Origin of the sequence: Paraburkholderia acidicola (assembly GCF_002362315.1) — a bacterium.
Lineage (GTDB): Bacteria > Pseudomonadota > Gammaproteobacteria > Burkholderiales > Burkholderiaceae > Paraburkholderia > Paraburkholderia acidicola.
The window spans coordinates 587948-600698 of record NZ_MTZV01000002.1; the positions used below are offsets into that span (position 1 = coordinate 587948).

The following is a 12751-nucleotide window of genomic DNA, read 5'->3' on the forward strand; positions in this document are numbered from 1 at the left end:
ATCGTTCGCGTGCCGGCGTTATTTGCTGTGGAACGACACGCCTTCGTCGATCGTGCCGTACATCGAGATGCGGCCGGAGCCCGGCCCCGACGCATCCGGGCCGCCGCCCTGCGCGCAGGCAGTGCACAGCAACGCAACGGTGGCAAAAACAAGGAGCAGTTTCATGGCGACGGTTTCTGCAGAACAGGCAACGATTCTAGCCTGGTGACGCGCGGCGCCGCAGCGACCATCGGCCGCTCATTCGACAATTCAGGTCAAGCTGAAACATCGAATACCGCATCCGGGTACAGTTGAGACATCGCGCCGATGCCGTCCGGCATCACCTTTATCCAGCAAGGAAGTCACCATGCCCACCGCCTCCGCCGACGATCACAGCCATTTCCCCGGTTTAAGCCGGATCGGCGCGTTGCTGGCCGACCCGGGGCGCGCGGCGATGCTGTGGGCACTGATGGACGGCAGCGCCCGACCGGCCGGCGAACTGACGTTGATCGCTGGCCTCTCGCCTTCCGCGGCAAGCGCTCACCTTGCGCGACTCACCGAAGGCGGTCTGCTAGCCGTCGAGGTACGCGGGCGGCACCGTTACTTCCGCATCGCTACGCCGGATATCGCGGCATCGATCGAAGCGCTCGCCAACGTCGCACAAGCCACCGCGCCTCAGCGCGCCGCACCGCGTACGGCACGTACGGTACCGGTCGACATGCGCTACGCCCGAACCTGCTACGACCACATGGCAGGCGAGCTGGCAGTCCGTGTGTTCGAGCGGATGGTCGAGCATGGGCACCTCACGCGGGACGGCGATGCACTCGAAGCGACGTCGCGCGGCACCGCGCATTTCGCGGACTGGGGCATCGATGTCGCGGGTCAACACACGCGTCGACGCCGCTTCGCCTGCACCTGTCCTGACTGGAGCGAACGGCGCCCGCATCTGGGTGGTGCGCTCGGCGCGGCGTTGCTCGATTCGTGGTCGCGTCAGGGCTGGGTCGAGCGTACTGAGCGGCCACGCATCCTGCGTATCACGCCGACCGGCCACCAGCGCTTCAACGATTTTCTGGCGCGGTAACGCTCCGACCGACCCTACCGCTTGATCGAATCATCCGATCAAACCGCCATCGGCGCTGTCAACGGTTCGTGATGCTGGTAACCGACGAGCGAGAAATCCGCCGGTTCGATTTTCTCCAGCCATTCGGGTTCGTAGATACCGGTTTGCGCGTAGTCGGGCACGCGGTCGGCGATCGCGAGACGCGGGCTCTCGTACGGCTCACGCGTGAGCTGCTGTTGCAGCATGTCGAGCTGATTCTCGTAGATATGCGCGTCGCCAATGAAGTAACTAAACCAGCGCGGCGTGTACCCGGTGAGGCGCCCGACCAGATGCAACAGCGCGGCACCTTCGGTCAGATTAAACGGCGTACCGAGACCGACATCGTTACTGCGGATGTACAGACACAGCGAAATCTCGCGACGCGTCACGTTGGGCAGGAACTGATACAGCAGGTGGCAGGCGGGCAACGCAATCTCTTCGAGCACTGCGGGGTTCCAGCCATGAAACAAAATGCGTCGGTCCGCCGGGTTCTGCATGATCGTGTCGAGACACTGGCGCAACTGGTCGACGGCCTTGTAGAGGAGCACCTTGCGCGTACCGTCTTCATCGAATGTCGTGACCGTGCGATAACCGCGCGCCGTTGCATCCGCGATCCGCGCGCTGGCCTGTTCGTCGAGCACCTTGTAGGCCGGCCACTTGCGCCATTGCACGCCGTACACGTCACCGAGATCGTCTGGTCCCTCGCGATACGGATTGGCGAGCCACTGCGGATTGTCGTTCGCGTTCGCATCCCACACCTTGCAGCCCAGCTCGCGAAATTCCGCCGCGCTGCGCGAGGCGCGTAAAAACCCTACCAGTTCGCCGATCGCCGACTTGAACGCGAGTTTCTTCGTCGTCACAGCGGGAAAACCCTGTTGCAGATCGAAGCGCAACATCGCGCCCGGCATGCTGATCGTACGAATGCCGGTGCGATTCTCCTGCCATGTGCCGGTGTCGAGGATCGAGCGGACGAGGTCGAGGTATTGTTTCATGCAGATTCCTTCGGCCGGGCGCGATGCGCCCGCGGTTAGGCGAGAAACCGTGATTTTACCAAGCGAAGGGAGGATGCGTTCGGAGCGACGTGCGCGGCGTGCGGCGCACGTGTGTGTGGCGGTGTATCAGACGTGAATCGTGCGGATCACTCCGCTCTATGCCGTCACAGATGCGGCATCGTCGCCTGCAGGTCGGTATGCTGCGCGAGCGGCTCTGCTTCGATGTGCCGCATGCCATGCGCGCACAGCAGACGATACAGCGTCACACGCGAGATACCGAGTTCCTGCGCCGCATCGCCGAGCCGACCGCGATGACGCAGCAGCGCGAGTTCGATGGCCTGACGTTCCGCGGCTTCGCGCGCCTGCGCGAGCGAGACCGGCACGATCTCGACATACTCGGCGAGTTCGAGATCGCGTGCGGTGATGGCGCGTCCTTCCGACATCACGATTGCTCGCCGCACACGATTGATCAGCTCACGCACATTGCCTGGCCAGCTGTAGTTATGGAGCGCGGCAATCGCATCGGGGGAAAACCCGCGTAACCGGCGGCTTGCATCTTTTCTGAAACGTTCGAGCATGTGCCGCGCGAGCAGTTCGATGTCCTTGCCGCGTGCACGCAGCGGTGGCTCATCGATCTGCAGCACGCACAGCCGGTGATACAGATCCGAACGAAACCGCCCTTCGATCATCGCCGCGGTCATATCGACGTGGGTCGCGGAAATGATGCGTACGTCGACGGGAATCGTACCGTGACCACCGAGGCGTTCCACCTTGCGTTCCTGCAGGAAGCGCAGCAGGCTCGCCTGACTTTCGAGCGGGAGATCACCGATTTCATCGAGAAACAGCGTGCCACCGTTGGCCGCTTCGACGCGACCGATCTTGCGTTGATTCGCACCGGTAAACGCACCGCGCTCATAGCCGAACAGTTCAGATTGCAGCAGATGCGGCGGAATCGCACCGCAGTTGATCGGCACGAACGGCGCGTCACGGCGCGACGAACGTTCATGAATCGCGACTGCGGTCAGCTCTTTACCGGTACCCGATTCACCGGAGATAAATACCGGCGCATCGGTCATCGCGACCTTACGAATGGAGCGGAACAGCGCGAGCATGGCGTCGCAGGAGCCGACCATCTCGCCTTCGTTGCTGCTCTGTTTGGGATCGTTCGACGCGGTCTCGCCGAGCGACACCATACCGTACGCATGCCCCACCGAATCGACGATGCGATCGTCCGAATACGGCACCGTCACATAGTCGAAACAGTAGTCGCGCACGAGCCTGCGCAACGCTGCGTCCTGCAGCTGGCCGGCCGTTGTGGCCGCGACCCAGCCGACGTTCTGCATCGTCAGGCACGCTTCGAATGCAGCGATTTCATGTTGCTGAAAACGGCTTGTCAGATCGAGCAGGCCGCCCGCTGCCATACCGGCGCGAACCGCCCGACGCGCGTCGCGTGCCGAACCGACTACCTCGACATGCCAGCCGCGGTCGTGAAACTGGGTGTGCAACCTCGCGTTGGGGTCGCGCGAAACGTAAATCAATTGGCGCGTTGCGGATTCCATTATTCAGATCCTCTCGTCAACGAACGTTAAGGATGACGGCACGTACCTGAACATGTTTCAGACACGCTGATTCGCATCGGGACTCACGCAGGGCAAAACCCGAACGGCCATTCCATTCGTGCGAACAGCGAATCCCCGAAAAGCGGCGTGTGTGTGTGTATCGAGACGGCCCAGTAGCGGGCTTTTTAAAATATGGAACTGTTTTCGAGAGCTTACTATACGCCCGCCACTTAGAAAACACATATGCAAATTAAATGCTGAATACCTTGCCCAGCAAGGTTCGCACAGTGGTCCGCAAGTCTACGTGTTTTGAATAAAACGTTTCCACAAAGGGTTGACCACGAGTCATTACGACGACTGTCGCAATGGCTTGCAATTGCCGTTCATCGGTATTTTCTGCCGCCCGTTTCAGCGCTGAAACGTTTTTTCCCGTTTTGCGATTTTCCTCTCCGGACAGGCAACGTCGAATCCAGTCGTAGCAACGGATTGCGGCGCATGGCACACGTTTCGCTAAATGCCCTGCACCAAGGAGAGACATCATGCGACTCGCTTTCCGCATCGACCTGATTGCCGTTACGCCACGCGCCGCACTCTGCGTCGCGCTCGTTTGCAGTGCGCTGCCTTTTACGGTCCAGGCGCAGACCTTCGTGTCTGCCCGTGCGTTCGACACGTATGCCGCGCCCTTCGTCCTCGCGAACGCGCCGTTCGTCACGGCCGCCGCTTTCGATGCACCCGCAACGATCGTGGCAGCGCTCGACGATACGTCAGCTGAAAGCGGTTCCACTCTCGCCGCCGTGCTGCGCGACCGGACCGATGCTGCATCGATGAACGACCTGGCGCTCGACGACCAGATGCTCTCGCATCAGCGCGGCGGTGCAAGCGGAATGTTGATGGTGGCCGCGACGCCGCAACTGATGCGCGGCGGCACCGTGACGCTGTGGGACGAGATCGCGCCGCCGGCACCGCTGCCGGTCCCCGTCGATGCGGCGCGTACCGCGCAGACCAACGTCACGAGCTACACGAGAAAGTGATGCGTACCGCGTCACGACACGAACACTGCGCGGCGACCGTATCAGTCGCCGCGCCACCGGGAGCAGACATGAGCACCTCGATCCACACGCCGCGCGCACACAGCCCGCTTGCAGCACTGCTGCCCGTGCTGCAGGCGCTGCTCGGAATCGCGGCCGCAAGCGGAGCCGGTATCGCCGCCGCGCAGCAGGTGGTGAACCCTGGCGACATCATCGTCGAGCGGGAAATCACGCCGCGCAGTGCGTTCGCTCACGTTCCGCGCGATCAGGATCCGGTTGCCGTGCGCGCCACCACGTTCCCGGCCAACACGTTCGATCCGATGATGGCGCAGGTCGTGTCCGACGCCGACCTGACGACAGCACGCGGCTCGAGCGGCCTCGCGCCGATCGGTGCGATGGGCGACAGCATCCAGGGTGTGACGCGCATCCTCAGCGGCAATGTGGCGGGCGGCAATATTCCGCTCGGCACAGGCGGTGCGGGCCTGGCGGGCGCCGGTATCGGCGGCACGATTGCGCAATCGGTGACGGGCGCGCTCGCACCGCTGTCGGCTGCGCTGAGCGGCGGACTCGGAGGTCTGAAATGAGCGCGCGCCGTTCTTCGCAGCGCCTGTCGCACACGCTCGTTCGTACGGGCAGCGCAGTACTCGCCGCACTCTTTGCCTGCAGCGCTTACGCGCAGCGCGTGCCCATCGTGAGCGGCGCCGCATCGATCGACGCGGGTGCCGGTGTCGGCATGACCGGTGCGGTCACCGTCAACGAAGCGGCCGGCCTCGACAACGCGCAGGCCAACCAGTTGACGATCACCAGCGGCAACGTCGTCGCCGTCGACAACGCAAGCGCACAGAGCGCATCGGTTGCCGCGAAGGTGACGAGCACGACTGCGTCGATCGGCAGCAACGCATTTTCGAATTCGTCCGGAGCCCTGATGATCAATCAGAGCGCCGGCGCAGGGAATCTCCAGCGCAACAGTGTGCAGGTCGGCACTGCGGCGCCAGGAGTCGAGACCGTCTCGGATAGAGAGCTATCCGTGACGGCCGCGAAAAACGGCGGTCAAGGTCTATCCATCGGGGTTCACAGCGTACGCGAGGCGACTATTTCCAACGACGCCTTCAAGAACGTCAACGGGATCGTACAGATCAACCAGACAGCCGGTGCCGGTAATGCCACGGCAAACAGTTTTGTGCTCCGTCCCCCGGCGGGCACTCTTTTTTAACTGACCACACTTGTAATCGGAGCGACATCATGAAGCGCACTCTCATTGCTGCAGCCGTACTCGCCACCGCCTCAGGCGGTGCGTTCGCCGCACCCGTCAACCCCTTCATCTTCAACGCGACGATCGTCGGCGAAGATGTCGGCATGTTCGGCTGGGTCGCACTGTATGGCTGCGTCGGCGTGACAAGCACAGCCGGCGCGGTCGTCAACAACAACCAGAACGTGACGGTCAACGCATCGCTCAGACCGAATGCGCAAAGCTATACGTCTGGCTATGTGACGACGACCATCAACAACAACTCTTCGTCCATCAAGGGCGGCGGGGTTGCCTTCGGCACAGTAACGACGAGCCATTCGTCGTCGGCATGGATGGCGCAGGGCGGCCAGGAAGCGTCTGGCTACCAGTACGGTCATCAGAGCAGCACGATTACCGGCGGCGGCTATGAGTACGGCCAGCAAAGCTCGGGCATTGCCGGCAGCTTCAGCCACACCTCGCAGAACTCCGGCGGCCACATCGCCGCAGGCGGACAGATCGGCGGCAGCTACAACTACGTGAACTTCGACACGCCGTTCTTCGGCTTCGGTTCGGCGCATGCCCAAGGTGGTTTCTCGGCCGGCTACAACCAGTCGAGCTATGCCAACTCGAACAGCCTTGCGGGCGGCTTCCAGGCCTCGCAAGGATCGGGACAAGGCGCGCTGTGGGGCTTCCACGCCGATCAGGGTTCCGGTGGCCAGTCCGCATGGGGCGAAGAGTCGGGCTATCAGGCCGGCGCCTCCACCGCGACCAACAGCGTTTCTGCCGCATGGGGCATCGATGCCAGCCTCGCGACCACCGACGTCACGACGACCGGCAAGATCACCCAGCACATCGACACGCAAAAAGCGGGCACCTTGACGGCGACGACCGGCTCGGGTGCTGCGCAAAACGTGTCGGGTAATGTCGGCGTGAACGTCGCGGAAGGTGTGGACAACGCGCAAAGCAACGAAGCATCGCTCGCATCGGTCGATGCCGGCAATGTGTTCGGCAATGCACAGGTGTTCAACAACCAGACTTCGGGCGGCACGGCGAAGATCCATAACTTCAACCTCAACGCTTCGGTTGGCGACAACTCGCTCGCGGGTGCATCGGGCAATGTCGGCGTGAACATCGCGTCCGGCATCGGCAACGTGCAGAACAACAGCCTCGCTGCATCGACGTCGACTCTGAGCAAGAGTGCCAACGGCGCGATGGTCGCAACCGACAACAGCGTGCAGCAAGCAAGCCTCGCCTTCAACGGTACGTTCGAAGGCACGGCTTCGCTCGGCATGGGCGCGCTGCTCGGCGCTCAAGGCAACATCGGCGTGAACATCGCCGGCGGTGCAGGCAACGTGCAGCACAACGGTCTCGCGATCGCTTCGATGAACGTAGCCAAGTAAGCAGGCTAAATAAGCGCAGTACTCGCGACATCGCACCATGGCAGGAGCGCGCCGGCGGCCACAGTAGCTGCCGGCGCATATAAGGCAGGAGACCATCATGTCCGGTTTCAACCGGTCCCGTGCGTTACGGCTTGCCGTCGCGCTGGCAGGTTGCACCCTGTGTGCAGCGAGCTACGCGCAGGCGACGATCGATACGTCGACTCTCGCAGGCGTACCGCTCGTCAAGACGGTCCGCTCGATGAGGGACATCCGCTACAGCCACATCGTCAACCAGCAGTTCGACTACAGCTGCGGTGCGGCTGCGCTCGCGACGCTGCTCAAGTACGGCTACGGTATCGATATTCCGGAAACCGAACTGATCCGCCGGATGATGACTTTCTCGACGCCGGACGTCGTGGTGAAGAACGGCTTCTCGATGCTCGACATGAAGAAGTTCGTCGAGACGATCGGCCTGCGCGGCAGAGGTTTCCGGGTCAGTGTGGATGCGCTCTACCACCTGCAGATTCCCGTGATGGTGCTGATGAACATCGACGGTTACGAGCATTTTGTGATCGTCAAACACGCCGAGAACAGCCGCGTTTTCATCGCGGACCCCGCGCTCGGCAACCGCATCGTGCTCCAGGAGGACTTTACGAGAACCTGGAACGGTCTCGTGTTCGCGGTTCTCGGAAAGCCGTTCAGGGAGGATTCCCCATTGCTGCAAAACAACGAGTCGCTGGCCTTGAAGTTACGCGCGAATGCGCTTGCAAACGGTTCGGCGGCGACTCCCTTTGTCGAATACGGATTGATCAAGGCAGACCTGTTCTGAATCAACCATGAAGCGCCAGATCTCACAGCTCGGCTTCGCGTTATGCGCCACGGCGTGCAGCCTTGCAAGCAGTGCGTTTGCTGCGGAAAGCATCGGCCCGCCGCCGATACAGGACCTTATTCCGGTCCTCGACACCGCCCCGCAAACGATCGAGTGGCAAGCCGTCGACGACGACGTTCTCGCGAACCAGACCGGCAAATATGCCGGTGCGTCGATGATCTCCGGGTTCGTACTGAACCTGCTGTCCCAATGGCAACTGCCTAACGGCGCGACCGCCATCGCGCAAGGCACGCTTGCTGTCGCGACGAACACCGCCAATCAGCTCAGTGCAACGGTCAACACGCTTGCGAGCGTCATCGGTGGCAACGGTGGCAGCGGTAACAGCGGTGCGAATCCGAATGCCGGCGCCAACGGTGGCCAGAGCATCTCGGTGAACGGCGTATCGCAGGTCACCCAGGTGGCCGGCGACCGCAACATCGGCGTCAACTCCGCACAGATCGACTTCAGCGACGGCGCGCTCGGACTATTGCCGGGCGGCAACAACGCCGCCAGTGCGAACGCGTCGAACGCCGCGGGCACGATCAAGGCCGGCATCGCGTTCGGCAATGGCGGCGTGACCGTCGCTCTACAAACCCCTGCGGGACTCGCGACCCAGACCATCGCGCCGAACAGCGCCCAGCAGGCCGGTGCGATCGCGCAGTTGCTGCAGATCGCCGGCAATAACCAGCAAGTCGCCAACCAGTTGCAACTGCATCTGCAGACGCAGCAGATGTCACCCGCCATGTTGCAACAGGCCGGCGTTTTACAAGCCCTGCAGAACGCAGCCATCGTCAGGAGATGATGCGGCGGGCCGCCGCCCGCATGCAGGAACGCAGTAGCTGTATCGAATGAGGGCCGCGCGACGCACTAACCGAGACCGGTTGTGCGGCCCGATACCGGGGGAACAAAAATGACTAACGTTTCATGGACCAGGACACCGCGCATCGCACTCGCCGCCATTCCGGCCGCCGTGCTGCTGTTCGCGCTGTCACAAGGGGCGGCTGCGCAGGCACTCGCAAACCAGTCGGTCGAAGACCGGCTCAACACGTTGATGCGCGTCGTCGACGAACAGCAACGGCAGATTCACTCGCTAGAGCAGCAGGTCACGAATCTGGAGATGTCGCAACGCGGCCGCGGTGTACCGGGCTACGGTGCGCCGGCCGGCAGCGAGGTGGTTGCCCAGCCACCCGGTGCGGACGGCTTGCCGGTTCCGCTGCCGCCGCTGCAGCAGCTCGCGCAGATCAATCCGGGTGCGTCCGCGCCCGGCGACGCGACCGGCACTGCGACCGGTGTGCCGGTCAACCCGCCCGCGCCAGGCAACGGCAGCGAGACGGCCCCGGGCACGAGCGGCCCCGCACCGATGCCGGACGGCACCACCATCGGACAGAAGCAGAAGGCTGCAGAACCCGCGCGCACCCAGGCCGAAGAAGCCGTCGTGCAGCGCGAACACGCGCCACTCTTCGATCACAAGCTGACGCTCGACTGGGGTATCAGCGATACGTACTACGATCGTCGGCAGTTGCAGCTGTCCGGGTTCCTCGCGCTCGATGCGATCTTCCTCGGCAACATCAACCTTGGCCAGACGAAGTCGCACCAGGTGATGGCCGATCTCGATACGCGCTACGGTCTTACCGACCGTATCAGCATCGACGTCGACGTACCGTACGTGTACCGGCACAGCAACTTCATCATCGGCGGGGCCGGTGGTGCGGCGAATTCGATGTCCGACGCGTCGCTCAATTCGAGCGGTATCGGCGATATCAACTTCGGGATCTACTACCAGTTCCTGAAAGAAACCAACAGCATGCCCGACGTGGTCGGCAGTCTGCGTATCAAGGCGCCGACCGGCAGCTCGCCGTTCGGCGTCAAGGTCGTCCAGCTGACACCCGACAACACCAACCTCGTCGCACCGTCCAAGCTGCCCACCGGCACCGGCTTCTGGAACATCACGGCCGGTGTCTCGCTGCTGAAGACCTACGACCCGGTCGTGCTGTTCGGCAGCCTCTCGTACACGTACAACATCGCCCGCTCGTTCGCGGATATCTCGTCGGTGGCGGGGCAAGTACAACCGGCCACGGTGAAGCTCGGCGACATCATCCAGTTCGGCGGCGGGGTTGCGCTCGCGTTCTCGGACAAGGACTCGGCGAGCATCTCGTACACGATGGCACTCGAGCCGGCCTCGAAGACGCGCCAGCCCGGCGACAGTTACAGCAAGGTGCCGGGTAGCGAGACCACCGCGTCGACGCTGAACTTCGGGCTGAACCACGTGGTGAACAAGCACCTGACGATCAATGGTTCGGTTTCCGTCGGCCTCACGCCCGATGCGCCGAATTTCGTGGTCGGCGTGCGCTTCCCGTACACTTTCTGACGATTCATCGATATGAGGCTGATCGTGCGCGACTCATCCCAACTCACCAGCATCATGCCGTTCGCGAGCCCGGGCAGTCGCCTGACGATCGCGAGTTCGAACGATGCCCCCACGGGGCGGCCGACGGATACCGGCGACACCGCACGTACCGACGAACGCGCCTGCGACACGGCGAACGACAGCGCGCACAGTACCGCCACGGCCGACCCCGAACGCGCCCTGCTCTACCTGACGCGCAAGCCCGACGAAGCGCTCGCCGCGCATCTGCGCAGCCGCGGCTGGGTCGTATCGGTGGCACGCTCTTCGTACGAGATCGGGCGATTGCTCAAGCCCGAAGTGGCCTGCGCCGGCATCGTCGATCTCGCGAGCTTTCCGGCGCGCGAACTGGCCGGGCTCGAAGCGAGCCTGCAGCAGCAACAGGTCGGCTGGATCGCACTCGCCACCGAAGAACGGCTCACCGATCCCGACACGCGACGCCTGATCCGCCAGTACTGTTTCGACTACGTGAAGCTGCCGGTGGCCAACGCGACCGTCGACTACCTCGTCGGCCACGCGTTCGGCATGGTCACGCTGTGCGATCTCGACCTTGCCGGCTGCTCAGCACCGGCCGGCGATGACGAAATGGTCGGCACCTGCGAAGCGATGCAGCAGCTGTTCCGCACGATCCGCAAGGTCGCGAACACCGACGCGAGCGTCTTTATCTCCGGCGAATCGGGGACCGGCAAGGAACTCACCGCACTGGCGATTCACGAACGCTCGCCGCGCCGCAAGGCGCCGTTCGTGGCGATCAACTGCGGCGCGATTCCGCACCATCTGTTGCAGTCGGAGCTGTTTGGCTACGAACGCGGCGCGTTCACCGGCGCAAACCAGCGCAAGATCGGCCGGGTCGAGGCAGCCGATGGCGGCACCTTGTTGCTCGACGAAATCGGCGACCTGCCGATGGAAAGCCAGGCGAGCCTGCTGCGTTTTCTGCAGGAAGGCCGGATCGAACGGCTGGGTGGACATGAATCGATTGCGGTCGACGTGCGGATCATCTCGGCGACCCACATCGATCTCGAAGGCGCGATACGCGACGGCCGGTTTCGCACGGACCTGTTTCACCGGCTCTGTGTGCTGCGCGTCGATGAGCCGCCGCTGCGGGCGCGCGGCAAGGACATCGAGATTCTCGCGCATCACATCCTGCATCGTTTCAAGGTGGACAGCGCGCGCAAGATTCGCGGCTTCACACCGTCCGCGATCGAGGCGATGTACAACTACAACTGGCCCGGCAATGTGCGCGAGTTGATCAACCGCGTGCGGCGCGCGATCGTGATGGCGGAAGGCAAACTGATTTCCGCCGACGACCTCGACCTCGCGCACTTCACCGCGCAGCAAACGATGAGCCTCGCGCAGGCGCGCGAAGCTGCGGAGAAACGCGCGATCGAAACTGCTTTACTGCGCCACCGCCACAGGCTCAACGAAGCCGCCGCCGATCTCGGCATTTCGCGAGTCACGTTATATCGGCTGATGGGGTCGCACGGTTTGCGTGAAATCAGCGAGCACGACGACAAGGCGCCGTTCGGTGCCGAAGGCGACAACGCCGATACCCATGACACACCGGGAGCACAAAGCGCGCACGACTAGCGCACGGCAGACGCGCGAGACCGCTCGGGTACAATCGCCCGATGACCACTCCCGCCTTTTCGATGACTACGCTTACCCTGATCGTTGCACGCGCACGCAACGGCGTAATCGGCCGCGATAACCAGTTGCCCTGGCGGCTTCCCGAAGATCTCGCGTTCTTCAAGCGCACCACCATGGGCGCGCCGATCATCATGGGTCGCAAAACGCACGAATCGATCGGACGAGCGCTGCCGGGACGACGCAACATCGTCGTCACACGCGACGCCTCGCGGCGCTTTAACGGCTGCGACACTGCGACAACGCTTGCCGACGCGCTCACGCTTGCGGCGACCGATCACGCACCCGAAGCGTTTCTGATCGGCGGCGCGCAGTTGTATGCGCAGGGCCTGCAACAGGCCGACAAGCTGATCATCACCGAGATCTCCGTCGATTTCGACGGCGACGCGACGTTTCCCGCGCCTGACCCGGAGGACTGGGAAGAAGTCGCACATGAAACGCATCGCGCGCACGCGCCGAACGACTTCGACTACGCGTTCGTCACGTATCGCCGCAAGACGTCAGCATAAAAAACGCCGCGAAACCTGGATTTCGCGGCGTTTTTTGCTTGCAGCGGTTTGTAGCGGCGCAG

Annotated in this window: 14 protein-coding genes; 10 read left to right on the top strand and 4 right to left on the bottom strand. The window is 63.0% G+C overall.

What is annotated here, in order from left to right:
• Nucleotides 1–18 precede the first annotated feature (18 nt).
• Entirely contained in the window at nucleotides 19–165 is a 147-nt protein-coding gene (locus BWP39_RS31920) for a hypothetical protein (RefSeq protein WP_170043831.1), read from the bottom strand.
• A 181-nt stretch (nucleotides 166–346) separates the two neighbouring features.
• On the opposite strand from BWP39_RS31920, the gene BWP39_RS04725 reads away from it, so the two are divergent.
• Entirely contained in the window at nucleotides 347–1060 is a 714-nt protein-coding gene (locus tag BWP39_RS04725; protein WP_096717311.1) for an ArsR/SmtB family transcription factor, read from the top strand.
• Nucleotides 1061–1098: 38 nt separating this feature from the next.
• On the opposite strand, the gene BWP39_RS04730 is transcribed toward BWP39_RS04725, so the two are convergent.
• From BWP39_RS04730 to BWP39_RS31415, 3 genes are all read right to left on the bottom strand, one after another.
• Nucleotides 1099–2070, bottom strand: coding sequence for a thymidylate synthase (locus tag BWP39_RS04730; protein ID WP_096717369.1), 972 nt, complete (start codon nucleotides 2068–2070; stop codon nucleotides 1099–1101).
• A 164-nt stretch (nucleotides 2071–2234) separates the two neighbouring features.
• Nucleotides 2235–3629, bottom strand: coding sequence for a sigma-54 dependent transcriptional regulator (locus BWP39_RS04735; protein WP_096717371.1), 1395 nt, complete (start codon nucleotides 3627–3629; stop codon nucleotides 2235–2237).
• A 250-nt stretch (nucleotides 3630–3879) separates the two neighbouring features.
• The gene (locus BWP39_RS31415; RefSeq protein WP_133116824.1) at nucleotides 3880–4170 is read right to left on the bottom strand and encodes a hypothetical protein; all 291 of its coding nucleotides are present in this window, start codon (nucleotides 4168–4170) and stop codon (nucleotides 3880–3882) included.
• Between BWP39_RS31415 and BWP39_RS04740 the strand changes: the two genes are divergently transcribed.
• From BWP39_RS04740 to BWP39_RS04780, 9 genes are all read left to right on the top strand, one after another.
• Nucleotides 4169–4660 (top strand): hypothetical protein, encoded by a 492-nt coding sequence (locus BWP39_RS04740; protein WP_096717373.1) that lies wholly within the window; start codon nucleotides 4169–4171, stop codon nucleotides 4658–4660. The two genes, BWP39_RS31415 and BWP39_RS04740, sit on opposite strands and share 2 nt — an antisense overlap.
• Before the next feature lie 68 nt (nucleotides 4661–4728).
• Nucleotides 4729–5241 (top strand): hypothetical protein, encoded by a 513-nt coding sequence (locus BWP39_RS04745; protein WP_096717374.1) that lies wholly within the window; start codon nucleotides 4729–4731, stop codon nucleotides 5239–5241.
• The gene (locus BWP39_RS04750) at nucleotides 5238–5870 is read left to right on the top strand and encodes a hypothetical protein (RefSeq protein ID WP_096717376.1); all 633 of its coding nucleotides are present in this window, start codon (nucleotides 5238–5240) and stop codon (nucleotides 5868–5870) included. The genes BWP39_RS04745 and BWP39_RS04750 overlap by 4 nt, the downstream gene beginning before the upstream one ends.
• A gap of 29 nt (nucleotides 5871–5899) precedes the next feature.
• On the top strand, nucleotides 5900–7285 hold the full coding sequence (locus BWP39_RS04755; RefSeq protein WP_096717378.1) for a hypothetical protein: 1386 nt from the start codon (nucleotides 5900–5902) through the stop codon (nucleotides 7283–7285).
• Between the two features lie 97 nt (nucleotides 7286–7382).
• Complete coding sequence (locus BWP39_RS04760) at nucleotides 7383–8093, top strand: C39 family peptidase (protein WP_096717380.1); 711 nt, start codon at nucleotides 7383–7385, stop codon at nucleotides 8091–8093.
• A 7-nt stretch (nucleotides 8094–8100) separates the two neighbouring features.
• Nucleotides 8101–8934 carry a peptidase C39 gene (locus tag BWP39_RS04765; RefSeq protein ID WP_096717382.1) on the top strand — a complete coding sequence of 278 codons (834 nt, stop codon included), beginning with the start codon at nucleotides 8101–8103 and terminating at the stop codon, nucleotides 8932–8934.
• 108 nt (nucleotides 8935–9042) lie between these two features.
• Nucleotides 9043–10500: a hypothetical protein gene (locus BWP39_RS04770; RefSeq protein WP_096717384.1), complete on the top strand. Its 1458-nt coding sequence runs from the start codon at nucleotides 9043–9045 to the stop codon at nucleotides 10498–10500.
• A 54-nt stretch (nucleotides 10501–10554) separates the two neighbouring features.
• Nucleotides 10555–12123 carry a sigma-54 dependent transcriptional regulator gene (locus BWP39_RS04775; RefSeq protein WP_407944777.1) on the top strand — a complete coding sequence of 523 codons (1569 nt, stop codon included), beginning with the start codon at nucleotides 10555–10557 and terminating at the stop codon, nucleotides 12121–12123.
• 62 nt (nucleotides 12124–12185) lie between these two features.
• A complete protein-coding gene (locus BWP39_RS04780; RefSeq protein WP_096717386.1) occupies nucleotides 12186–12689 on the top strand; it encodes a dihydrofolate reductase in 504 nt (167 codons plus the stop codon).
• The last annotated feature ends 62 nt before the right edge of the window (nucleotides 12690–12751 follow it).